This is a genomic window from Bordetella sp. 15P40C-2 (genome assembly GCF_009763235.1).
Classification (GTDB): Bacteria; Pseudomonadota; Gammaproteobacteria; order Burkholderiales; family Burkholderiaceae_B; genus Bordetella_A.
In genome coordinates this window covers 139,308-165,191 of record NZ_WSJA01000017.1, presented here as the reverse complement: position 1 = coordinate 165,191, position 25,884 = coordinate 139,308, and the positions used below count along the sequence as shown (strand labels likewise).

The 25,884-nt window shown below is 60.9% G+C and carries 11 protein-coding genes and 1 pseudogene; 4 read left to right on the top strand and 8 right to left on the bottom strand.

All coding sequences use genetic code 11. The features are described 5' to 3' along the window. Nucleotides 1-85: 85 nt before the first annotated feature. The 6 genes from GOQ25_RS07855 to rsmB form a co-directional block, all read right to left on the bottom strand. A complete protein-coding gene (locus tag GOQ25_RS07855; protein ID WP_160349907.1) occupies nt 86-1,555 on the bottom strand; it encodes a TrkH family potassium uptake protein in 1,470 nt (489 codons plus the stop codon). A gap of 62 nt (nt 1,556-1,617) precedes the next feature. After that, on the bottom strand, nt 1,618-2,997 hold the full coding sequence (gene trkA, locus GOQ25_RS07850) for a Trk system potassium transporter TrkA (RefSeq protein WP_160349906.1): 1,380 nt from the start codon (nt 2,995-2,997) through the stop codon (nt 1,618-1,620). Beyond that, on the bottom strand, nt 2,994-3,704 hold the full coding sequence (locus GOQ25_RS07845; protein ID WP_160349905.1) for a response regulator: 711 nt from the start codon (nt 3,702-3,704) through the stop codon (nt 2,994-2,996). The genes trkA and GOQ25_RS07845 overlap by 4 nt, the downstream gene beginning before the upstream one ends. A gap of 11 nt (nt 3,705-3,715) precedes the next feature. Then, on the bottom strand, nt 3,716-6,037 hold the full coding sequence (locus GOQ25_RS07840) for an ATP-binding protein (protein ID WP_160349904.1): 2,322 nt from the start codon (nt 6,035-6,037) through the stop codon (nt 3,716-3,718). Then, a complete protein-coding gene (locus GOQ25_RS07835) occupies nt 6,034-6,612 on the bottom strand; it encodes a DUF4390 domain-containing protein (protein ID WP_160349903.1) in 579 nt (192 codons plus the stop codon). Before GOQ25_RS07835 ends, GOQ25_RS07840 begins: the two co-directional genes overlap by 4 nt. A gap of 44 nt (nt 6,613-6,656) precedes the next feature. Continuing rightward, nucleotides 6,657-7,958, bottom strand: coding sequence for a 16S rRNA (cytosine(967)-C(5))-methyltransferase RsmB (gene rsmB / locus GOQ25_RS07830; RefSeq protein ID WP_370519920.1), 1,302 nt, complete (start codon nt 7,956-7,958; stop codon nt 6,657-6,659). A gap of 279 nt (nt 7,959-8,237) precedes the next feature. Here rsmB and GOQ25_RS07825 point away from each other — a divergent pair, with 279 nt between their 5' ends. The 4 genes from GOQ25_RS07825 (at nt 8,238) to GOQ25_RS07810 (ending at nt 12,087) form a co-directional block, all read left to right on the top strand. Further along, a complete protein-coding gene (locus GOQ25_RS07825) occupies nt 8,238-8,417 on the top strand; it encodes a hypothetical protein (protein ID WP_160349901.1) in 180 nt (59 codons plus the stop codon). Between the two features lie 64 nt (nt 8,418-8,481). Further along, on the top strand, nt 8,482-9,375 hold the full coding sequence (locus GOQ25_RS07820) for an HEXXH motif-containing putative peptide modification protein (protein ID WP_160349900.1): 894 nt from the start codon (nt 8,482-8,484) through the stop codon (nt 9,373-9,375). Between the two features lie 10 nt (nt 9,376-9,385). Next, nucleotides 9,386-10,747: a hypothetical protein gene (locus GOQ25_RS07815; protein ID WP_160349899.1), complete on the top strand. Its 1,362-nt coding sequence runs from the start codon at nt 9,386-9,388 to the stop codon at nt 10,745-10,747. Between the two features lie 68 nt (nt 10,748-10,815). After that, complete coding sequence (locus tag GOQ25_RS07810; protein WP_370519923.1) at nt 10,816-12,087, top strand: IS256 family transposase; 1,272 nt, start codon at nt 10,816-10,818, stop codon at nt 12,085-12,087. A 459-nt stretch (nt 12,088-12,546) separates the two neighbouring features. Here GOQ25_RS07810 and GOQ25_RS07805 read toward each other — a convergent pair. Both GOQ25_RS07805 and GOQ25_RS07800 read right to left on the bottom strand, forming a co-directional pair. Continuing rightward, nucleotides 12,547-12,771 (bottom strand): annotated as a pseudogene (locus GOQ25_RS07805) (transposase); the annotation flags it as partial. Between the two features lie 433 nt (nt 12,772-13,204). Then, a complete protein-coding gene (locus GOQ25_RS07800) occupies nt 13,205-25,825 on the bottom strand; it encodes a hemagglutinin repeat-containing protein (RefSeq protein ID WP_160349897.1) in 12,621 nt (4,206 codons plus the stop codon). Nucleotides 25,826-25,884 lie beyond the last annotated feature (59 nt).

The window sequence follows — 25,884 nt, the reverse complement described above, 5'->3', positions numbered from 1 at the left end:
GCATGGCTGTACGGGCCGCAGCGGAAGAAAAATCCGACGGATGCACGGCTTACATATGACGAAAGACGTCATGCCGTAACTTGGCTCACTTACGCCAAAACATGGGCGTGAAGAGGACGACGACCGTTAATAATTCCAAACGTCCAATTAACATTGCAAACGTACAGACCCAGGTCTGGAAGTCGGTCAAGATGGCGTAATTGCCCATCGGACCCACGGGTCCCAGTCCTGGTCCCGTGTTGTTGAGACTGGCGACTACGGCAGTAAAGGCCGTAATAGGCTCCAGCCCGGAGATCAACATCAGGCTGGTGAAAAGCCCGATCGACAACGCATACACCATCATGAAGGCCAGCACCGAGGCCATCACGCGCTGCTCCACGAGGCGGCCGCCCATCCGGATCGGACTGACGGCATTGGGATGCAGCATCACCACCAACTCATTACGCACCTGTCGCACCAGCAGCAGCGCACGGACCATCTTGATGCCGCCTCCCGTCGATCCCGCCGAGGTCACGAACGCCGCCAGCAGCAACATCGTCAACGGCGCGATCAAAGGCCATGTCCCGTAATCCGCGCTCGCATAACCCGTGGTCGTCGCCACGGAGATCGTATGGAACATGCCATAGCGCAGCGCTTGAAGCGGGTCGTGATAGACGCCCCGAAAATAAAGATACGCGGAGATCGCCAGACCGGCGCCAAGCATGATGGTGAGATAAGGAACGGTCTGAGGGCAGTCGCGATAGGCCCTCAAACTTCCCTGGCGCAAGGCGTTAAAGTGCGTCGCGAAATTGATGCCGGCCAAGGTCATGAACACCATCGCGACGATTTCCACCGACACGGAATTGAAGTAGGCGAACCCCGCATCCTTGGTCGAAAACCCGCCCAGACCCATCGTGGTTGCCGTATGGCACCAGGCGTCAAACCAAGACATCCCGACGGCGCGATACGCGAACAGACACAGCATGGACAGGCCGGCATAAACGGCGTACAAGGCCTTGGCGGTACTGGCGATACGCGGCGTCAACCGCTCGTCCTTCATCGGGCCAGGGGTCTCGGCCCTGACCACCTGATGTCCCCCCACCCCCAGCAAAGGCAGAATCGCCACGGCCAGCACCAAGATGCCCAGCCCGCCGATCCACACCAGCGTGGCCCGCCACAGATTGATCGACGGCGGCAAGTTGTCCAGTCCGGTCAGCACCGTGGCGCCCGTGGTCGTCAACCCGGACATGGCCTCGAAATACGCGTCGGTAAACGATAGCGGCACGTCGGCGCGGTGGAAATAAATCAGAAACGGGATCGCAGCCAGCAACGGCAGCAGCGTCCACACCAGCGACACCAGCAAAAACCCGTCGCGCGCATGCAGCTCGCTGCGCCCGCGATGCGTCGCCAGCCAGAACACCCCGCCTCCGCCAAACGCCAGCAGAAATCCATCGATAAAGGCGGTCAGCCCGGCATCATCGCCCAGATACGCCATCCCCAGCGGCAACAGCATGGTGAGCGAGAACACCACCATGGTCAGACCCGCCACGTAAAAGGTCGCCAGCAGCCGCTTCATACCGCAACCGGGAAAGAAAGGAAGCTGGCCAGCGCGTACATGATGGGAACAGGATTCCGAGCTTAGAAAAACGACGCCGAGACTTGGAAGAGCTTTTCCACGCGCGGCATCATTTGGCGTGAAGGCACGAATACGATCACATGATCGTCTGTCTGAATAATCGTATCGTCGTCCGGCATGATGATCTCGTCACCACGTGCCAGCGCGCCGATACTGGCGCCTTTGGGCAAACGGATACTGCCCACCGTGCGTCCCACGACTTTTGAGCTGCTCCGATCGCCATGCGCGACGGCTTCGATGGCTTCGGCGACACCTTGGCGCAAACGATGCGCCACGACGATATCGCCACGCCGCACGTGACGCAGCAATTCGCTCATCGTGGCCTGCGCGGGCGAAACCGCGATATCGATGTGGCTACCCTGCATGAGTTCGCCATACGCGGGCCGGTTGATCAGCGCGATCACCTTGCGAGCGCCCAGGCGCTTGGCCAGCAGCGAGGACATGATGTTGTCTTCGTCGTCGCTGGTGAGCGCCAGCCACGTATCCATATCGCCGATGTTCTCACGCTCGAGCAGTTCCTCGTCGGTGCCGCTACCATGGAGCACAAGCACGTTATGGGGCAGTTCGGCGACCAAATATTCGCAGCGCTTGAGATCATGTTCGATGATGCGCACACTGTAGTTTTCCTTCGCCAGCTGGCGCGCCAGACGCAGACCGATATTGCCGCCGCCCGCGATCATGACGCGATGCACGGATTTTTCCGCCTCGCGCAGCTGGCGAATGGCACGCCGTGCATGGCGCGAATCCACCACCAACACCACCTCGTCACCCGGCGCGATGACCGTGCCGCGATCCGCCTGCAAGGGCCTCCCATCGCGCACCACATCGACCACGCGCGCCGACACATCCGGCCACACGTCACGCAGCTGCGCGATAGGATGATGCGCCATCGCGCTACCATGCCCCACGCGCACCGTCACCACGCTGATACGGCCGTCCGCGAACTCCACGACTTGCAGCGCCTCGGGAAACTCGATCAGGCTATGCAGATACGCCGTCACGCTGCGTTCGGGGCTGATCAGCGCATCGATGCAAAAGCCCTCGTCGCCCATCAGTTCAGGATGGTCTTCGAAATCAGGGATGCGAATGCGCGCGATGCGGCGCGGGACATTAAAAAGCTGCCGCGTGATCTTGCAGCTGACCATATTCGCCGAATCCGACGCCGAACACGCCACGAACAGATCCGTGTCGGCCGCGCCGGCTGCCTCCAGCACCGCCACCTGGGTGCCGTCGCCGTGCACCACGCGCAGATCCAGGCGTTCCTGCAGATATCGCAGTTGATCGACATTGGTGTCGATCACGGTGATGTCGTTTTGCTCAGACACGAGGTTCTCGGCCACGCTTGTGCCCACGCGACCGGCCCCCATGATGAGGATTTTCATGCGTTACGCTTGCGCGCCGATTCGATGCCCAGTTGCTTGAGCTTGCGGTACAAGTGGGTACGCTCAAGACCCGTGCGCTCGGATACGCGCGTCATGCTGTTATTTTCGCGCGCCAGATGATATTCGAAGTAAATCCGCTCAAACTCATCCCGCGCCTCGCGCAACGGTTGATCCAGCGCGATAGTACCGAGCCGGCCGCTTTGTGCGGGCGCGGGCTCCGCGACGGGCAACGGCCGGCTGACCGGCGCGGCGGCCGAGACGACTGGCATGCGGTCAGGCTCAGACGGCATGGCCGGCGATAAGGCAGGTGCGGGAGTCGTGACAGGCGCGGTTTGTGCCGCGCGTCCTCGCGCCAGACCTGTCGCGATCGTCTTGAGCAATCGCTGCAAGGTGATGGGCTTTTCCAGAAAGTCCATGGCGCCAATACGGGTGGCTTCGACGGCGGTATCGATGGTGGCGTGACCACTCATCATGATGACTGGCATGTCCAACAGACCTTGCGAGCCCCATTCCTTGAGCAAGCTCACCCCGTCCGTGTCGGGCATCCAGATATCCAAAAGCACCAGATCGGGGCGCGAACGCAGCCGCGCGGCACGTGCCTGCGCCGCATTTTCGGCTAACTCGACCGTGTGACCTTCGTCATAAAGAATCTCCGACAAAAGTTCACGAATGCCAACTTCGTCGTCAACCACCAGAATTCTGGCCATAAACCTTCCACCTATTGCGTAGCCGCATTATCCCGTTCTTGCGGGGCCACGTCCATAGTCGCAGTCTTAGCCACGACGCGGGTTAATAAGATCGAAACGCGAGCGCCGCCTTCCTTGCGGTTGCCCAGATCGATCTTGCCTCCATGCTCTTCCACGATCTTACGCACAATTGCCAATCCTAACCCAGTCCCGTGCGCCTTGGTCGTGACGTACGGCTCGAAGGCGCGCTGCATGACTTTAGGCGAAAAACCCTGCCCATTGTCGGACACGATGAATCGCACTGCGGGATAGGCTGCGCCGTCCGACTCGCCAAGCAGCTGGGTCTTGACCTGCACACGGCCCATTTCGCCCAGTTCCGCCACCGCATCGCGCGCATTGGACAGCAGGTTATGAATGACCTGGCGCAGCTGGGTGGGATCGCCCTCGATGTACGGCAACTCTTGTGCCAGGCTGACGTCCAGATTCAATGCAGGCGCCAGCGGGCGCGCGGCAGCCGAGTGTCGTTCGCCCGGCTCCCAGCCGTAAAGCGCCAACACGTCAGACACCAGCGCATTGAAATCGAGCACCTGCATCACCGCGGGCGGGGTACGGGCATACTCGCGGAAATCGTCCACCATCTGTTTGAGCGAGGCGACTTGGTTGACGATCGTATTGGTGGAGCGCTCGAGCATTTGGCGGTCGGTGGGTTCCAGACGGTCGGCGAGCTTCATGGCCAGCCGTTCGGCCGACAGCTGGATCGGCGTCAACGGGTTCTTGATTTCGTGCGCCAGGCGGCGGGCGACTTCGCCCCATGCCACGGTGCGGTTGGCCGAAATGACCTCGGTGATGTCGTCAAAGACGACCAGATAACCATTACCGCGACCATCCACGCGCAGATGCGTACCGCGCGCGAGCAAGGTCAACACCTGCGCGGATTCCAGCGAATCGGGCGGCGGCGGCAGGGAAATCTCGAACTGCTGCTGCCAATGCAATCGCTCCGAACCCACCGCGGCATGCTGGGCAAACGCCTGCCGGACGGTTTGGATGAACTCCAACATGCCATCGACCGTCTCCAGCGGCCGCCCGATCACAGCGCGCAAATCGGCCTGCAGAATCGCTTGCGCGCCCTGGTTGACCGTGGTGACCCGAAAACTTTCATCAAACACCAGCACGCCGGAGGACAGATTAGACAGCACGCTTTCCAGATAGACATTGGAACGTTCCAACTGCCGACGATTGCTCTCGACCATGCGGCGGGCTTCTTCCAACTGCCGCGTCATGGCGTTGAAGGACCGCGTTAACTGACCGACTTCGTCGCGTTCCGGCGGTTCCGGCAGCGGGCGATAGTCGCCCACCCCGACTGCCTGTGTCCCGGCCGCCAACCGCAATAGCGGCCGCACCAGACGCTTGGACAGCGACAACGCCACCGCAATGGCCGCGAAGACGGCCAGCAGCAGAGCCAGCGTCAGGGTAATGCCGTAAAGCTTGCGCAGTCCAAGGCGCGAGAGCGCCAATTCCTGATAATCGCGAAAGCCCTGTTGGACGCGATTGGCGTTGTCGGCGATCTGCTGGGGAACGGGCTGCACCAGTTGCAACCAGCGCGGCTCGGACGCGGATGACATCAATGTGTCGAACCGTTGCGCCGGCGTCAACGGAATCACCACGCGCAGGATCAGCGTTTCCTTGCCGCCCGCCATCCCGGTATCCTCGGCTTCGGCGGCGGAATAACCCCGGCCCAGCCGAAGTTGATTCAGGACCGTGGGCGGCGGCATTTCGGGGAGCAACTGGCCATACTGATGCGTGGAAAACGCCACCAGCCGTCCGCTGCCCGTAAACACCATGACATCCTCGACCCCGCTGGATTCGCGCAAGCGCGTCAGCGTGAGCGGAATATCGGTCTCCGTGGTGTTGTTCAGCTCCGACGCCATGGAACGCGCCTTGGCATCAAGGTCTGCCAACAAGGAGTCCAACGCCGCCCTGCCCAGATTGAGGCCCGACTCCAGCGCACTATCGACCCGTACGTTGAACCAAGACTCGATCGAGCGCGACATGAACTGCACCGACACGATGTAAATCAATGCGCCGGGCACCACCCCGATCAGTGCAAACGCCAACGCAAATCTTGCTGTCAACCTCGCACCGAACTGGCGCCGCCGAATCTGCCGCACCAGCCGCGTAGTCAGCGCCACCACCCAGACAAAGAGGGCCAACGCGAAGATGCCGTTGAGCACCAGCAACATGTCGTAATACTGGGCGAAGCGGGAGGCGTTCGCGGTCGACCAGGCCAACAGACCCAATAGACTCAGGCCGCTGATTGCGCCAACGATCAGGGCCAGCCGTAGAAAGATTCTCATGAGGGATCCCGGGGCTTGGCGAGCTCAAACGAAAAATCGGCCCACGGGGTCTCCAACGACCAGGAGCTGCTATTGAGCGCATTGACCTGAAATGGCCGGGTCAGATGCGAGGTGTCCAGCCGCATCCGCAACTGGCCACGATAGGCCACCTCCCGGTCCAACTGGTCCACATCGGCCAGCACCCAGTGCCGAATATGCCGCACCATCCCCATGGCTTCGTCCAGGGACGACACCGGCAAACTCAGGCTATCCATGGCCACCCGCCACTGGCGCGTCAGCGCGTTGTACTGCACGCGCCAAGTACGGCTGGTATTGACCACCGACTCGTCGAACCACCACCATCGCTCCCGGTTGATCACGATATCGGCGGTGAAATACAGCGCCAGCCCCCGTTCGGCGGCGTCGCGCAACTGTTCATTGAGCTGGATCTCGATGTCCGCATCCAGCTCCAGCTTGCCCTCGACGATCGTGGGTTCGATCCTCGTCACCCGAGGATCTTGGGCATACGCCTGCCCGAGTCCGAATGGACCCACCAGAAACCACAGCAACAACCCACATAACAGGCGCGACATCATTAGCAACCGTAGCAGAAAAGCAAACTGCGGCTATTCTTCGGGATTCAGCGCTGCTTGGCAAACAAAGCGTAAAAAAAGCCGTCCTGCTCGCCTTGCGCGGACCCGGAAACCGCCACCGGCAGCAGCTGCCCCGGCGCGTCCTGGCGCACGGCGTCTTCATGCCGGCGCGCGAAAGCCTCGGCTTGACGCTCGCCTTCCTCGGGAAACACCGAGCACGTCACATATAGCAACCGGCCGCCCGGCGCCACCGTTTTCCACAGGGCATCGACAATCCGAGTTTGCAGCGCTGCCGTGCGCGCAATATCGGGCGCGCGCCGCAGCCACCGGATATCGGGATGACGCCGGACGATACCAGAAGCCGTACACGGTACATCGGCCAGCACCGCATCGAATGGCCGGCCGTCCCACCACGCATCCAAGTTGGCCGCATCGGCGGTCACCAGACTGACCTTTTCAGAACGCAGGCCCAGGCGTTTCAGGTTGTCGGCCACGCGCGCAAGCCGCACCGCATCAAAATCCAGGGCCATCAGCTCGATATCGGCACTCTCGAGCAAGTGTGCCGTCTTGCCCCCAGGCGCGGCGCATGCATCGAGCACCCGCTCACCTTCGCGCACCCCTAGCAATGTCGCGGCACGCTGCGCCGACGCGTCTTGCACCGACCACCAACCCTCTAGAAAACCCGGCAGCTGCGACACGGGCTTAGGTTCGGCCAGCATCAGGCCGACGTCGCCCACCGGCTCGGCAGCAATACCCACCTTCGCGAACGCCTCACGCACCTGATCCGGGGTGGCGCGACGCACATTGACCCGCAAGGTCATGGGCGGCGGCACGTTGGCAGCTGTCAGAATCGTCTCCCACTGATCCGGGTAAGCTTGCTGCAGCTGTTCCACCCACCAACGCGGATGGTTCCAGCGCGCCTCGATCAGATCGGCGACTTTCGCATCGATGGCGTCGCGCTCGCGCAGATAGCGGCGCAGACAGGCATTGAGCAAGCCTTTATAGGCAGCCAGATTGCGCTGCCCGGCGGCGGCGGTGACCGCCTGATTCACCACCGTGTGCGCGGCATAGACGGGCGCGCCCGGCATCACCTGCGCCCCTTCCTGCTCGGGGGCTGGGACCTTCAGCAAAGACAGAGCGACATTCAATAAAGCATCGAAATGCGGACCCGGCGAGCGCAGCACCAGACCGCTGCCCACGGCGCTGGCCCAGCCCAACTGGCGCATGGTATGGAACGCCACGGCTTGTGTCGCGGGACGGATGGAAGGGCTTACCTCGCCCAAGGCCTCATTGAGAGAACGGCCCTCCATGACGGCGCGTACGGCGCCGGCCGCTGCCAGAATCACCATAGACAAAGGCTGCCTGAGCGGCTGTGAGACAGAAGAAGAAGTTGAGCTAGAGCGAGAGGCCATAGGTTTACGAATAACGATGCAATGTCGCTATGGTAGCCGCTGGCGCGATGATTGAAGAGTGACAAAAATGCGCAATTCGCGCGTTAAACACGAATCGACGTTTCCTAGTCCGATATTTTCGCCCTGTGCGCCTTGCCCCGCCGAGTCAGACATGCACTGACGTTCAATGGCGCTACTGCCAAGGCCGGCAGTAAACCTCAAACCAAGGAGAACACCGTGTCGGCGACAAACTTAAACGAGCTTATCCAGCAAAAGGCAACCCATATCGCAACGGTTTCCGCCTCGCAGGGCGCAGGTATCGCGCATAATTTTCCCGATGGCCCGTGGTGTCCCGGGGGACACGACTCCAAGCCCCTGCGCATGATCGCCTATGACGACATGATGAAAGAGGACTGATAGACCTTATACGCCGCGCGCGGCATGGGCGCGCGGCACACTCCCGCAGAGGATTCTTCACACCATGATCTTTCAGTCTCCCCTTGAACACCATATCGAAAATGTCTTGATGTTCTGCCATAAGGCGGGGCTGCAGGCCAAGCAGATTTCCGACGCCTCGACGCTATGGGTCAACTATGCCCGTGCTCTCGAGAATCTGCAGGGCCGCAAAATCGATGGTCAATATCAGGCGGTCAACCTCATCGTCGGCCCAAACGAAGCCTCGGCTTTCTGCAGGATGTTGTCCTCCGATGCGCTTTCGTTGCTCGACGATAGGAACCAGGATCAGGTCATCAGTCAAACGTGCGATCCCCATGCGCGAGAGAAAGCCGATCTGCTCCTTGCCGCGATGGAATGTCTGGGGGCGCTTTCGCGTCAGCACAAGCACCTGTTCGATCTACTGATCACCGATATTTTTCTGATGCCGTCGCAAGAGGCGCGAGGTGGCAGCACCTCATCGGCCATTGGTGTGATCTGGGCCAATCCGAAGACCAGCTACCGAGTACCCGATATCGTCGAGTTCCTGGTCCATGAACTGACTCACCATGCGTTGTTTATCGATGAACATCGCTACGGACATTACGACTACTCAGTGATTCTCGACCAGGAAACCTGGGCACAATCCGCGTTGCTAAAAACCCCTCGACCGTTGGACAAGGTCATTCACAGCATTATCGTCGCTACCGAGATCATCCTGTTCCGCGAGCAGTGCCTGGGCCATCCTGCGGCTCCTTTAGTGCATCCCCCAACGGCCAAGATCTGCGCGCAAGTCTCTCAATCCGTGGAGTCGGTAGAAAACCAAATCGCCGCGCTGTTGCGCCAAGGCGTGACACCCGTGTCTCCCCGCGTGCGCGACCTGCTTAACCAAGTGCGCGACATTGTGACTTCTGACAGAATAAAAAAAATTTCTTCGGCGTAAGCCGCGCTCTATGAAACGCTCTACCCTTCAACCCCGAGCGCGGGTGTTCGCCAACCTGCCCGCCATCGCCACGATCCTGCTCGTGATCGTGCACCAATCGCTCGTCGCCTCGTCTGCCTACTTCTTGACGCAGACGATCAGCCGATTTCAGCAGGACCAGCCGTATGCCACGCCTCTGGTCTTGTACTTCCTGTCGATGATTCTGCCATTTGTTCCTGGGTGTGTATCGTTCATCACGACACAGCACTGGATCAACGCTGTGCACCGCAAGTTTTGTCTTTCCATGGCGCAGGCGGTCTACGGCAAGCTGGAGGCGTACCGCAGCGCCGACCGCAAGGCGGCGTTCGATTCAGCAATTTCGCGCAACGCGTTCTCGACCATCTCCTCCTACATATCATTAGCGCACGACTTTCTTAGTCTTGCACTTAACAGTCTGCTTAGCATCATTGTCATTGGCGTCATCCTCCCCGCAGAAATCGCGCTGGGCTATGTGATCAGCCTGGTGCTTAGTGGAGGGCTGGTGGCATGCCTCTCCCGGCTCGTCAGGCCGTTGTCAATCGACGTTGAACAGCGTTATTCAAACTATGGCGGCACCCTGCACAAAGCGTGGGACAACATGGTGCTAGGCAACAGCTACAACAGCCGCCTGTGGCGCAAGGAGTTCGACGCCAACAGCGATGCCTACTACGCCGCGACGCAGCGCTTGTCGATCTATAAACAGCTCGGAAACATTGCCATTGCGTTTGCCTCCTTGATTCCGACGGCGTACCTCCTGTACGAGCTACTAATACGCCAGGGCCCTGAAGCGGGCATTATCGCCGCCATCATTGTTAACCTCACACGTATCTTCCACATCCTGAATTCTTTGAGTGCTCTGGTCTATGAGTGGGTCGAATGGACCTCGGCCACGGCGCGTCTAAGATACCTGTTCGGTTTTCTCAGCCCCATATCTCACGACGGTCTTCCTCGCGCGCCGATTGGCACGATGACGATCAACGACGAGCCCGTCACCGACTACCAGACCGTTTGCGACGCACTGAGCGAACGTCGTGGCGGCCGCCTGACCATACGCGGCGACAATGGCGCGGGGAAGTCCACACTGCTGTTGGCAATCAAGCAGGCCTTTCCAGAGCAGACGTACCTGCTGCCAGCGGCATATACACAACTCTGTTGGGAAGCCACACATAGCAATCTGTCCACCGGCCAACGCGCCCGCGCGCTGATCGAAGAATTACTAACGCAAGACGCAGGGATTCAGTACCTGCTACTGGATGAATGGGATGCGAACCTCGACCAGGAAAACCGCCGCCTGATCGATCAGATGTTGAAAGTGATCAGTAAAGAGAGGGTGGTCGTGGAGGTTAGGCACTAGGCTTGGGCTGTGGAGCCTATCCGGAATTTTGTGGGCGAGGCATATCATGAGAGGTAAATCGCATGGATATGCCCATGAAGAAGAAACGCACCATTGCTTCCCAGGCAGCGGCCCGTGGGCCGCTGCCTGCCTTGCCTGAGGGGCTGCTTGACGAACTGGTCAAGGGGCCGATGACGCCCAGCGAAGTCCAGGATCTGATGCTGGCCTTCAACAAGGCCGTCATCGAGCGGGCCATGGGCGCCGAGATGAATCTGCACCTGGGCTACCCGCCCGGGCAGCCCAAACCCGAGGGCCAGGCCAATGAGCGTAATGGCGCTAGTGGCAAGACGCTCATCACGGACCGAGGTCCGGTCAGGGTCGAGTTGCCACGCGATCGCGATGGCAGCTTCGAGCCGATCCTGATCCCCAAACACGAGCGGCGCTTTACCGGATTCGACGAGCGCATCATCGCGATGTACGCCCGCGGCATGAGCGTGCGCGAGATCCAGGCCTTTCTGGCCGAGAGCTACGGCACCGAGGTCTCGCCCGACTTCATCAGTTCGGTCACCGACGAGGTAATGGCCGAGACGCTGGCCTGGCAGAGCCGCCCGCTCGAGGCGATGTATCCGGTGGTGTACTTCGATGCCCTGCGCGTCAAGATCCGCAGCGATGGCGTGGTCAGCAACAAGGCGGTGTATCTCGCACTGGGCATCCAGGCCGACGGCCAGCGCGACGTGCTGGGCCTGTGGATCGAGCAGACCGAGGGCGCCAAGTTCTGGCTCAAGGTGTTCAACGAACTGAAGACGCGCGGCTGCCAGGACATTCTGATCGCTGTCGTGGACGGCTTGAAGGGCCTGGCCGAGGCCATCAACACGGCATATCCCAAAACGACCGTACAGACCTGCATCGTGCACCTGATCCGCAACAGTCTGGACTACGCCGGCTGGAAGCATCGCAAGATGGTTGCCGCTGCGCTGCGCCCAATCTATGCCGCGGCCAACGAGCAGGCCGCGCAGCAGGCCTTGCAGGACTTCGCCGATGGCCCCTGGGGTGCCAAGTACCCGACGATTGTGCAGGCCTGGCAACGCGCCTGGGAATACGTGATTCCGTTCTTCGTGTTTGCGCCGGAGATTCGACGCGTGATCTACACCACAAACGCCATTGAGAGCCTGAATATGCAACTGCGTAAAATCATCAAGACCCGAGGCCATTTCCCCAACGATGAGGCCGCCATCAAGCTGCTATGGCTGGCACTGCGCAATGTGCTGGCCAAGTCAGTGCGCGCCGCATTCGATTGGAAGTCCGCCATGAACCAGTTCGCCATCATGTTCGGTGATCGGTTCACGCAAGCCAGAGGGTAAGAGTTGCTTAACCGCCTTGCCCACGAAAATACGGATACTCCCGGGCTGTGCGGCTCCAACATTCAGTCAACACTATCTCGCGAGCGCGGTAGGCCTGTAGGCGCCACTTCGTGCTTGTCGAAGTAAAGCACGCGGCTTTCAGCATGGACCAATATGGCATAGCCGTTTATAACGCCATCCTCTTCAGTGACACCTACCACTGATCCCTTCATGCCTCTATAAGGCGAAGTGGTACCAATCTCTACCTCTTGGAAAAAGCCTAGACGTTCGTTTTTCATCTCTGCGACTTCCTCTGCTCAGCGATAGGGTTGTAGGGGTGCTTTTTCGTCTCAGCACCGCAGTGATCTAGGCTTCAACCTTACGCTTGAGTAGTAAAGCCGGAAAGCGATTGAGCGGGATCGACGATCAAATCAGACCTAGTGAATCTAGCCTCCCGCCTCGCAAGGGCAGGCAACTCTCCTGTGACCTTGGCTGGTCCAACAGCATGACCTTGTCCAGAGATAGATCAGCGACAAGCTGCTTGAGTTTTGTGCTCGTCCTCAAGTTGGAGTATTTCTTCTTCCAGGCATAGAAGGTCGCCTGTGAGACACCGACCTTGCGGCAAACCTGTTCGGCCGAAACGCCTTTATCGGCCTGATGCAGCGCAAACGCGATCTGCTCTTCAGTGAACTTGGACATCTTCATGGCAAACACCCTCCTTGGGCATTAGTGTCGCCGGTACTTTCCGATTCTGAGTTGTCCTGTGTCTTGGGGTGAGGTCACTTGCTCCGAAACTCTATAAACACATATCTATTTGACGTGGTGCCTAGAACACCACCTCGCGCCGTCTAAAAGCCCATATCCCGTCATCTAATATGGGCGTTGGCACATCCATCCGCACGCATTTGGCCACCACTGTGCAGTTAGGCTCGTAGTCAGCCAACACCTCGCTTTCTACAGTCGAAGCGGATTCTTTATCCTCTTCGCGCACTTCGCCATCAATATAGAATCTAATTATTAGCGACGCTTCGGTAGCGGAAAACACTACGGCGCGTAGCCTCTCCGACACTTCGCCTAAAAGTGCCCGCTGGAGACTTAAGCGGGCTTTTACTGTTGGATCGTCAATCGTTAGCATAATTCAAGGTCTCGCGGGTACGATGTGGATTCCGTCCTTAGAATAATGGATTATCCCGTTCGAGGTGGGCGTTGCCACGCCCACCTCGTCTATGTACGTCCCGATAACGCCGCCAAAATTCACACGCTCTTTGGAGCCTGGGACCCCGGTCGGTAAGTCACCAACCTGTTTTCCGGTCCCTGCCATTTTTGCCAGCTCCCTTGGATCGCTCGTCAAAATGCTACGTCCAGGTATGTATGCATTATGACCGGGGAAGTGCTTCTCCTGGGCACTCCATTTCACGACCGGCGGCTCTATAGTAGTCCGCCGCGCCACATCAAGGGCCGTATCCGCCTGAGCAAACCGCTGCACCGTCTGGCCACCCTTCTTAACGATGCCACCCACCACCGGCACCACGCCAATAGACGCTAGAAAGCGATTCGCCTCATCTCCGGTCGCCGTCAGCCCCGTCACGAGCTCGTACATCGCGCTAGCACTGGAAACCACAGGCGCGATATCCAGCACGGCCTGCGCGAGCATGTCGGCTTTTTCCTTGGACATTGCCGGGTAATGCCTGAGCATCAGGACGGTTTCGTAGGCTGCTGCCGCCCGGTCGGCGCGGGCGAACTCAGCTTGTAGGCAAGCGTTGTCGCTTGCGCAAGACTCGAGTGCTATGCGGGTCACCTCGGCTTTCAGGCGTGCGACTTTGTCGCGGTGCCGGTAAAGACTGTTGTTCTCGACTTCGATGCGTGCGGCTAACTCGGCAGGCACGGCGGCGGCCGGGTCGATCGCTGCGGCGACACCGGCCACGACGCTGCTGACCAGGTTTGCACGGGCTTGGGCTTCTTCAGGCGACCGCGGCTGAGTTTTGTCTTGCTCCAGTCTGGCTACGAGACTGTTGAGAACTACCCCGGCAAATGCGCCGGCTCCTCCCGCGCCACAAGAGGCGCCTTGCGCAGCGGCACCCGCGCACCCCAAAACGGCATGTAATGCCGCATGGCCTACGGAGCCTTCGCCACCCAAGTGATGACTGAGTTCTTTTATTTCGGCAGCACCCAAGGCCTGCAGATAGTTCACGGCGGCGGCCTGTACGAATTGGCCGGTTCCCCCCATGACGTTGCCGCTAGCGGCGCCGAGGATGATAGGCGCCCATCGACTGTGCGTACCTTGCTCCCCCCATTTCGTTTCCAGATCGGCGTATTGCTGAGCAGCCTGAGCACGCTCGGCGTACGACAGCGAGGGATCGTCGGCGCGAGACTTCGCGTTTTCGATCTCCTTCGCCCGATTCTCCAAAAACTGCCCCACCTGCCGGCTCGCCTCTTGTGCGATCTCGAACCCGGCTTCGATCTTCTCCTTGTCGAAGATAGGCCTGAGCGTATTTAACGTATCGGACGTATCCCGATTCAGCGACGCGATGGTCTCCGTCGCGGTCATGCCGCTCAGGTCCTGCTGCGCGGCTTCATTGCGGATAAAGATGTCACCTGCGCTGATAGCGCTATAGGTAATGGAGCTGCTGCTGCCGCTGGCGGCAGCGACCATGGGCATACCCATGCCGAGGCCGCCGGCACTGGTGGAGGCGGACGTGCCGGCTTCTTTGGTTGCACCGCCAGCGATTTCGCCCTCTTTGGTGGTGCCTAGGCCAGACTCCTTGGACTTTCCTCCACCAAACCCCACGCCACCACTGACCGACACCTGATGTGCGCTGTAGTGCGCGGTGTTCTTGATATCTTCGGTGACGAGCGTACCGGTGCCGAGTTTGTTTAACCTATCCGCGATTGCCGCGTCGCTGCTGGCGATCACGCCGCCGATGAGACGCGTGTTGTTCTTAACGTCGATCTGAAAGCCACCATCGCCCGCCCATAGGCCACTTTGTTCGGTGACGGATTCGAAATTGCTCTTCATCTGGCCTACGCCGAACCCGCCTGCGATGCTGTTGCCAACGCAGGATGGCGGAAGACACAGGCTTACCTCAATGTCGCCGTTGCGCGTCTTGGATGCGTAGCGGCTCTTGTCTTGCAAGCTCTCTATTCGGAAGTCGCCGCCGATGTTGGCCACGATCTGTTCGGCACGGCCGGTAGCGCCGCGCAGGGTGGTATCGACACCGGATTGCAGGCGTAGGGCCTCACCTGCTGTGACGTGGCTATGGGTCCAGGTTTCTTCCTTACCATGCTCGGTGCCGCGCGCTATCGAGGCACCCAACTCGAGGGTAAGGCCGGTGGTCTGGCCTGTGGAGTAACCGATACCAACACTGCCGCCGCTGTCCTTGCTACTCGAGTGAAACTCATCGGCGTTGCGGGCGGCTTGTAGCAACAGATCGCCTTCGGCCATCAGCGATACGTTACGTCCAGCCGATAGCGTGGATCCAATGATGCTGATGTCGGAGCGTGGACCGGCGCCTTGGGCCATGAGATTGACATCGCGACCGGCTGCCATGGCCGAACCCACTGCGGAGGTCGCCGCGCTGTCGTACCGACTGCTGCTTTTGTTAGACCCGAGACTTAGCTTGACGCTGACGCCGCCGACTTTGGCTATGTCAGATGCGTCTTCTGCACTGGCTGCCTCTTTGACGGCGTCGTAGGCGTTGGCTGCGGCCAACGCGGTGGTGCCCGCGGCGAGGCCCTGCATGACAGGGTTATCTGTCCTGCTGGCCGCATCGGCCATGCGCACGCCAGTCTGCATGGCACTGACGACGGGATTGCTGGCCGTCAGGGTCAGACCGGATTGCTGCAACTCGTGGCGCTCTCGATCCACCGCGCTGTCCTGGGCCGCGCCGATATGGATGTGCTGGGCGTTCAGATTGATATCACCGCGTGGCGCGATAATGCGGCCGGCGGTGACATTGACGCCGTGACCGGCATGGACGTGCACATCGCCTTCAACGCTGCCAAGGGTGCCAGCCGTGTGATAGACCTCTTCGCTGTCCACCGCGTCGGTCTGTTTGCGCGAGCCATAGCTGAGTCCACCCATCGCACCGAAACCGGTTTTCTGAACACGCTCGTAATGGCTGCTGTCGGCAGTGTTCCGGCCCGGCATGAGATTGACATTGCGCTCGGCGGACAAGATCAGATCGCCTTGCGTGCCCAATGTTGATCCAGCGACATCGAGGTCACGGCCGGCCACCAGGATGGCGGCATCGGCGGTGAAGGTCGTCGCTTGGGCGCGTGACCATTCGACCGAGAGTATCGAATGCTCTGTCTTGCGAGAGAGGAACTTCCGCGTTTTGGAATACCGCTCATCGCGAGCTGCACCGGTGGCCTCGCCTGCCACGAGCCGTATGTCACGGCCTGCGCCCACAGAGAGGGTCGCGCCGGCGGTGACTTCGGAAGCACGGACATTGACATCCCTACCCCCTAGCAAGCTGAGATCCTCGCCTACTGCTAGGCCGCTACCGATCTCGGAAGCGATACGGAACTCGGCACGATTGCGTCTACCAAAGGCGTAGGATTCTCTATGTGCGTGCGTCACCGTGCCGAGTTCAATGTCGCGGCCGGCTTGCAGCCCCGCGCTTCTTTTGGCGTTGACAGATGCCGCGGTCAGGCGAATATCTTGACCAGCGTTCATCTGCAGCGTGTCGGCCTGAACTCGCGATACACCGGCAAGATCACGGCCGGCCGTCTGGCCCTGGTTGTAATCGCTGGTGGTTGATGTCAAAGCTATGTCGCGGTCGGCCGTCAGCGTGATGTTCCCACCTTTGATCAACGCCGCGATATTCGCGATGCTGTCTCGCGCTGTCAGGTCGATAGAGCCGCCATGAATGCTGCCTCCCGAACGGTTCACGATGGTGTCGGCGGCGATGACGGTGGCGCGGCGGGCACCGATGCTGCCGGTATTGGTGACGTCACCCTCCGCGAAGAGGTTGACGGTGTCGCCAGCCATCAGGGTGCCGTCGGTCTTGAGGTCGCCATCGCGCACGATGAGATAAACCTGAGGAACGAGCACGTAGTCGATAGTGCCATCGCGTAGCGTGATGGGCCGCTCGACCAGCCAGATCAGATCCGTGGTCAGGTGGCGCATCTGCTCAGCAGAAAGCGCCGTCCCTAGTTTTAGGTCGTGTTCAGCGGCGAACTCAGCACCTGCAGCCATGAGGTCCAGGAATTGCTGAGTGGCATTCAGATAGTTGTCCAGATAGCGTTGACCGGTGGCAGCAAATATCTGGTCTCGTACGAGCTTTTGCTCGTAGAAGCCGTCGCCCAGGCGTTTGGGTTGGCCCGCCGGGGTGAGGAAACGAGCCCCCGCCGGGGCCAGCGCGCCCCAGCCTCCAGTGGCTGCGCCATGCGATAGCACGGCGCCATCCGCTGCGGGCACGGATACGCCGATGCGCACGCCATCCGAATTCAGATCGACATCTAAGGGCGAGACGGTATGCGGATCCAGACCCACGGGTGGCGTCCAGATATCCAACGGCCCCTCCTTGTCGATGACAGAAGGTTTAACTACGGGGTCCGCCCCGCGCCAGTTGGCCAGCAGGCGCAGTAAATAATCGCTGGAAACGACGGGTCGCTCGCCGGTGAATTCAGGGTCCGTCTTGACCCGATGCAAGGCCTGCGGCTCATGCGAGACGACAAACAGTTGGCTATCCGGTAGGAGAGCGGGAGGTGGAGCCGTCAGAACAAAGGCGCCACTGTCCAATGCCACCCGCTTGACCTCGACCGCTCGCTCGGCTGCGTCAGGGGTACTAGCGCCTGGCTTTTCCCGTGTGCTTACGGATTGGTGGCCCGCCGCCATAAAAACTGGCAGCTCGATGGGAGTCACGCTGGTTTGACCGGTATAGGGCTGCGCGGCGTCGTATTTGCGTTTGTCTTTCCTCTCGTAAGTGCGCTGTACGGTACCGCGTTGTTCGACGCGTCTTTCGCCCGTCGCACCAATGTTTTGAATTTGGCCCAAGACGTTCAGTGCGCCGCCCGCCAAGATGCGGCTTTTATCGTTGAGGACATTGCCTCGCAGAACCGCATCGCCACCGATAGCGATGAGCGCCGGATCGGAGGACACGGTGCGACTTTCGGATACAGTCTCGTCGACGCGATAGATGTGAAAATTCTTCACCATGCGCCCGTCAAAGTTGGCGTTGAAGGCGAAGATGCGTCTGTTGAGCTCCTCATACGGCGCGACGTAGGAGGCGAGCGCGGCCTCGTAGGCCTCCTGACGTGCACGCTGATCATCACAACTGCGGCGGCTCCAGCACGGCTGCTTTTCCACCGGCTTTTCAGGCCGTGAGCCAGACGGCGGAACAACATCGAACACCGCCCAGATGCGCGCATCGGGCGCATAAAAGAACTTTTCCGCCGTCATGGTGCATTCGCTTTCGGCATCGTTGATGATGCAGCGACGCCGAGGGGCCAAGTATGCTGGGGCGATAGGAGCACTGACTCCGCGCTCACCGCGTCCTCCGCTCGCATAATCGAACGGGGGCCCGTAGCGGTGTTCGGGGTATGTGGTCGAGGGCAACAACAGGCGCCGCTCTTGGTCATCCTTGAGCCAAGCCGGGTCTTTGCTACAGCTTGCAGTGACAAGATCGCATAGCCAGGTCGTGGCACCGTCGTACATGTCGGTGGAATGTTCTGGCCGGTAGTAGATCTTGGGGGTGGAACCCAGATACACGGCCTCACTGACGAAATTCCGATTCAGATTCTGCAGATGCGCGGCCGCGATATCGGCCTTGCCCCCTGCCTCGATCGTCGACCATTGATTAATCAGGGTGTCCGTCAAACCATAGGGATGCCCGTTTTCATCAAGTTGCCGCCCGATACGCATGTCGTCAGCGGCATAGATGAGCGCATGATTTCGGTTCCCCAGCAGACGAGCCACGCCCAGGTCCAGGCTGCCGCGCGACGCGATCACTGGCGAAGCCCCGTCGTTCTCGAGTACGTCTGTTTGGATGGAGACGCGGTCGCCGTAGATACGGCCGTGCTGGCTTATCTGCTGCGCGTGAAGTTTCGTCACCGCGCCATCGATCAAACCATCGTTTATCAGATCCTGGTTCACAACGATGGTGTTATGACGCTGGGCGATGACTTTGCCCGACGGGCCGTTGAGCAAACGATCCGCTCGCATCGTGATGTCCCGTCCGGCGGAGACCTTGGCATGATTCTCGAAACGACGCGAGACCCTCAGCGCCAGATCGCGGTTGGCCGTCAGGGGGTGTGAAAGCGTCAAGTCGCCATTGATCGTCACGAACAGATCCGCAACGGACTGGATAGCACCCAATCCCAGCAGACGATCCAGTGTCAGTCGGAGCTGTTCATCGGCAAACATCTGGCCATCGGAATTGTGCAGCGAGGACGCGTGGACCACAGCAGCGTGTTGGCTCGACATCACACCATGGGTGTTGTCGATATCCTTCGCCGTGGTGACGGTCAGCTTATCGACAGCCGACATGGCGCCGTGCCGATTGTCGATGCTGTCCGTCGTGATGTTGAGCGCGCGCCCGAGCAATCCGTATTGCGACGGGATCTGGTCGGCGGTGTCGCGGTTGTCGACAAACAGCGCACGCAGATCCAAGACATCCCACCCTTGCATCAGACCGCGCTGATTAACTACGTCGTTGGGGGTCTGGACGATGAGATGGCGTGCGGCGAACGTGCCACGTGGATTCAAGATGCGGCTCGCTGCGACGGTGGCGGAATGATTAACCGAGATAACGCCGCCCGTGTTGTCTAACGGTCCGCTCAGTTTGAATGACGCATCGCCGGTCGAAGATAGCCGACCGTTCTGATTGCTCAGGTTGCCGCCCGCGATATCGACACTGCCGCCCGACAAGGTCGCGCCACGCGTATTGATGGACGCTTTTCCGCGTAATGCGAGCCGCGCCGCCGACGACAACGTGCCATTTTCCAGATCCAGCGAGTCGCTGGTAAAGGTCAGGTCGTACCCGGACTGACTGGATCCGCTGTGATAAATCGCTGGCGAGGTCACGGCCAGAGCGGCTTGCATGCCGGCTGCGCTGTCGACTTCAGCGGCGGTAGCGAACTTACCGGACTGGTAGAGCTCGCGGCCCGCGTGGACAGTCATATTTCCCTCTGAACGCGCCAGGCCGGTATTACGCAATACCTCGCCGGCGAACAGCCTGACGCTGGCTTTGCCGTATGTGGTGCCTGCGTTGGTCAGATTCTTTGCTTCCAGAGACAGCGATGCGCCAGACTCCACGTGACTATGCTTTTCCAGAGTCATGTCCGCAGCCGCGGTCGCGGTCAGGTCGCCGGCTTGCGCCAGCACTAAACCACTCAGTGCGGCACGCCGGGCGGCATTCAATGTGACGTCATGCCCGGCGGTAGTCGTGCCGGCGGCCTCGATATTCTGGCCCGCGTCAACACGAATAAAGCTGCCGGCCTGCTGGACGGAGCGCGCGGGCAATACCACACTCCCTCGTGTCGCGCTTAAATTCAGCCTCCCCTGGGGCGCGAGAAGATGGCCTGGACTGCTCAGCGTATCTCCTGTGCTGAGCATCACGGCATTGGAGGCTTGCATCCGGCCACGCATCGTGGTGTTACCGCGCACGCTGGCCATCAACATGTCCTCGGCTTTGAATGCGCCCGATTCATCCACCAATAAATCGCCGGTGGCCACTCTGAAGCGACCAGCAGACGTGGCATTGCCGCTCGCGTGGGCGATGCGGGAGACGGTCCACATCATGTCCTCGAGGGACACCAGCGTGCCGTCAAGCAGCAGGCCTGCCCCGCTTGCGATCGTCATGCCGCGTCCCTGCGTGCTGCTGCCGGCCGTCATGTTGATCTCATTCAGACCAGATATGGCCAGCACACTTTCCGCGAGCGCATTGCCCGCAACGTGTACGCGACCCTTGGCATCGATCGACATGACGCTACCGCTCGATACCTCACCGTCTAGATGCATGTCCTGGGCAGTCAATGTCATTGGACCGTCGGCATCGAGATGCGCCGTCTGACGCGTGGCGAGCTGAGCGCCCGAGGACACGTCCAAGGCACCCGCCGTATGCACGTGCCCATCCACAGTGGCCGCCCGCGCGGCTTGCGCAGTGAGGCCGGCGCGCGACTGAAGCTCGCCCGAGATGAGCAGATCGCGCCCGGTATAAACGGACACAGGGCCCGCGGCCCAGGCGTAGCCTTGCTCCGCGATGGTGAGGTCTGCGCTAGCCGTCAGGTCCAGCTCTTCCTTCGCAGTCGTCGAGCCGCTCAGTGTCATGGCGCCAAGCGCGTCCAACCGAACCGCGCGCTCGCCGTGCAGGGTGCCTTCAAGCCACATGTCTTCGCCAGCATCGGCCGTCACGCGACCGGTGGCGTTGACTCGCGCGGGGGCCGCCAGCCTCATATCGCGGGACGCGGACAGATCCAGGGCGCCCTGCGTGTCGAGCTCGCTGGCAATCGTCGCGTCTCGTCCGGCCGTCAGGTCTACACTGCCCGGGGAATCCATTTTGCCCCGCGCATGGAGGTCGCGTGCTGCATGCGCCACGATGCGTCGACCATAGGTCTTGCTCGCACCGCCAAAGCGCATATCGGTGGCGGTCTCTAGATGCAGCGCACCGCCCCGAGCGATAGCCCTGCCTTTCAAGCGCAGGGTGTCGCCCGCATCCAGGCGCAGCCCGGATTGACTACGCGCTATGCCAGCCAGGGTTAGCGGGCCACCCGCGTCGAACCACATGAGAGCGCCGGACGTCCAGCGGGAGGCAACGTCTGACCGGACATCGCCCAGGGCAGTAAACAGAAGATAAGCATCGGCATGCAGTCGGCCGTTGACCTCGGCATCCTGTATGACGTGTATCGTCAGGTTGGACTGCGACGAGATTGAGCCCACGGCGTCAAATGCGCCGCCGGCCTTCACGTTAATTGGTCCCTCAGCGGCGATCTTGCCCGTCATGGAAGAAGCGCCCCCTGCGGAGAATGACGCCGGGCCGGAAACGTTTATTTCTCCTTTAGCCCGGAGATCGCGTATCGCCGCTGCCGCGACGCGGCGGCCATAGATGTGGCTCGCCTTGCCGAGAATCAAGTCGGTCTCGGCGTCCAGCCGCAACAGGCCTTCAATCGAAGTCGCATTGCCCGCCACCTGTAGATCTCGCCCCGCGGCCACCGTCACATCCGATGTGCCTCGCACGGTGCCGGCCGCCAAAATCGGGCCGTCGGAGGCGATACGCAAAGCCCCCTTTGATGTCCATTGTGACCCCGAGAGCAGATCCACCCCTGCCCGCGCCGTCATTGTCGAGGTGCCATCCGCGTCGAGCTGCCCGAGGACTGTGGCATCCTGTCGAGCGCGCATGGTCAGGTTCGACCGGGACGTGACCGACCCGGTCACGTCCAGCGAGCCTTTCGTGTCGATGAGGATGGATTCGAACGCCGACACATCGCCGTGCTGGCCGATGGCGAGATCTTCATTGGCCAGTAGGTCGAGTGCGCCGTACGCAGCATTGGCCACGCCGTCCACCGACATGGACGCGCCCGCGTCCATCAGCACACCGCGGTCACCGCGTAACGTGCCCGCTACATCGATGTCGCCGCCGGTTTCCAGATTCGCCCGTTTTTTTGCTACGACATCGCCGCTCTCATCGAAACGAACCGATCGATGAGCGCCCAAGTCGAACGCGCCATCCGTGCGGACACGCCCGCCTACCGTCGCATCTCGCTTGGCTGTGATCGTGGCGTCTCCGTGCGATGCGATCACCCCGTCGATCCTCGCATCTCGCCCGGCGCGCGCCACAATTTTCGGACCTTGTATCTGGCTATCTCGCCGCAGAGACAGATCATTGGCGCTTGTTAAACGCACCAGTCCATCGCCCTGGAATTCGCCGTCCAGCTGTAGATCGTGCCGGCCATGCGCTTCCAACGCTGCATGCGTCAAACCCCTCCCGGCCCAGTAAATATCATGGGCTTTCAGCGTCATGTCACCTTGGGCCTGCACCCGTGCCCCGGCACTCACGTCCAGCGTGCTGCCCGCTGACATGAGCAAGGAATCTCCGGCATAGAGGCGCCCCCGCACCAGAGGTCGAGGCGCCAACTGCACCGCCGACGCAGTCTCCGACTTGCTCGCGTTGTGCCCGATCAACTCGGTGCCTTCCAAGCCACTGGCGCGCCCGTCTCCTATCAACAGCCGGGGTGCACCTGCGGCGGAATCCGTACCTGTGGCCCTCGGCGTCGAAGGACCCAGCGTCTCGCGCTGCTCGGACGACGAAACGATTATGTCTCGTCCTGCGCTCAACACGATGCCGGCTAACGCGCTGGTTTCACCCTCGAAGCGCACATCACGCCCCGCCTGCACCGACAGACCGCCAGCAGACGTCAAGCGCCCGCCTGCGCGGACGTCTCTGCCCGCTCGCATGGCGACGCCACGGCCTTGCGTTTCTCCCTTCTCCCCAAGCGTCAGGTCGTGCCCGGCCGTCATGTTCAGGCCACCCAGCGCAAGAGCGTTGCCGTTGACGCGCAAGTCCTCATCGGCCGAGAGCGTCAGGCGTCCGTTCGTGCGCGCGAAGCCAGCGACGGACATCGACTTCTTCGCGGTGAGGCTGAACGTCCCCCCCGAATCCAATCGGGACAGCGGACGGGTCGCTAGGTGACCATCGGCGCTTGCCTTGAATGTCCCGTCCGCATGCATGTGACCGCCTAACGACGCGTTCTTTTTGGCATGTAGCGTCAGGTCAGTCGTGGATGAAACCGTGCCTGCGGTACGCAGTTCACCTAGCGATCGCAAGTTAAGCCTGCCGCCCGCCACGACGAAGGACTGGGGAGCTATCGTCAAGGATTCATCAGCTTCGAGATTAAGCGGCCCCAACGTAGACGAAACCAGACCCCCCACATTTAGCGCATTCCCCGCCGTCAGCATCGTGACACCTTGGCCTCGCACGGCGCCTCTTACGTCGAGATCTTGATCCGCTGCCAGCGTCAAACTGCCGCCAGCGCTCAGTTGCCCCCGCTGGCCAACCACAATGGAATTCGGAGCGGTTACGCTCAAATCGCCAGCGGCCCCGAAGGGCCCGTCCAACCAAGCGTCCCGGCCTGCCTGCGCTGTCACAGGTCCGACCGAGGCCAGTGCGCCAGACGCTTTAAGGTCGCGCGTCGCCGTCATCTGGATGTCATTGCCTTGGACATGACTGGCGGCGCCCAACGCCACATCTTTTCCGCCCGTCATGCGCAACACGCCGTTTTCAGCCAAGGCGCTGCCGTCCACGCTCAGATCCCCATCTGTGTTCAGCGTGATATCCGCAGATTGCAATGTCCCGGCCAGCCGCATGTCCGCGCCTGCGCCCAAATTCATCTCCTTGCCCGCATGCAAGATGGCGCCATGATCCGCACTCATCGCTCGCGCGGCATTAACCTGCAAATTGCCAGCCGTAGTGACTTGGCCCGGCAATACCGCATCGTCACCCGCTTTCAGCAATATTGGTCCTGTGCTGGAAATCACGCCCGCTGTGGCGAGTTTGATGGCCGATGGCGAGGCGTCGTCGGCGGCAGAGCCTGCGCCCTGCTGCTCTGCGGCTGGCGGCGTTTGCGACTCCGTCTCGCTCACTGTTCCAAATCGCAGGCTGCCGCCCGAGGATGCCGTCACGTCGCCATCGCTGAGGACTAACCGGTTACGGGCCATCAAGTTCCGGCCCGCGATCAACTGCACAGCGGCCTGCGACATCACGCCCGCCTGAGCGCCCATCGACAAGTCGCCGTCCGCCAGGATGTCCAGGCCTGCGCCGCTGCTTGCAAGGCCATAGACCGAAGCATCACGCCCTGCGGCGAGCTTTAACGTGTTTACGGCCGTCGCGTTACCGTGCATGGCCAGATCGCGTCCGGCATGCAGATGCGCGTTGCCCGCGGCTTGCGCGGTGCCGCCGGGCTGGATGGTGAGATCGCCCGCCGCGTTTACATGCAGGTCGCCCGTCATGGCGATCAGGTTGCCAGCGATATTGACGCCCACGCCGGCCTCGGTGCCGATCAGCCGGATGCTATTGGCGTACATGCCGCCCAACGCCCCTGTGTCCAGGGCGAACGGAGGTACTGCGCCCTCGCCGGGGCGCGTTTGGACGGCGCCCGTCGCATCGTCCACCTGCGACGGTCCGGCCATCACATTCAGTCGCTGCGCCCAAATGCCGGCGTTGACTTCCAGTGACCGGGCGATCAGATCGACCTGGTTGAGGTCAGCACCTAGCAATCCGTTGCCTGCCACAACAATGTGGCCCGTCGTCACGTCGAAGCGCAGGGCGCCGTCAGGCCCGATGGTCGGGCGGCCGGTGGTAAGCGTCGCGTGATCCGAGTTCAAGAACCCACAGCCGCTACAGGTGATGCCGGCGGGATTAGCCACGATGACACGCGCGCGTCCCCCGGCGACCTCCAAAACGCCGAGCAGTTGAGAGGGATTGGGCGCGGTGACCTGATTCAGGATGGTGGTCGCACGCTGATTGCCCAGCATGGGGTTGCCGCTGATTTGCCCGGCCAACTGTGTCCGACTTGCGCCCCCGCTATTGTTCAACACCACACCGCCAGGCCCGACGTTGAATTGCGTATATCGATTGTCCGACACGCCGCCCACCGTCGGCGGTGCAATGTGAACGACGGGAACACCGTTCTGTAGAACGACCACCGGCTTTTGTCCGGGCATACCCTTGTCCACCGAGATCGGCAACGTCTGCGCCATGACGGGCGTCCACACCTGAGTGCAGAGGATGAGCCAGACAACGAATGAGCGCAGCTTTGACATGCTTACCTCGTAACGCAGGTTTGTATTGAGACTTGCCCGCACGCCGATCGGCCACCGGG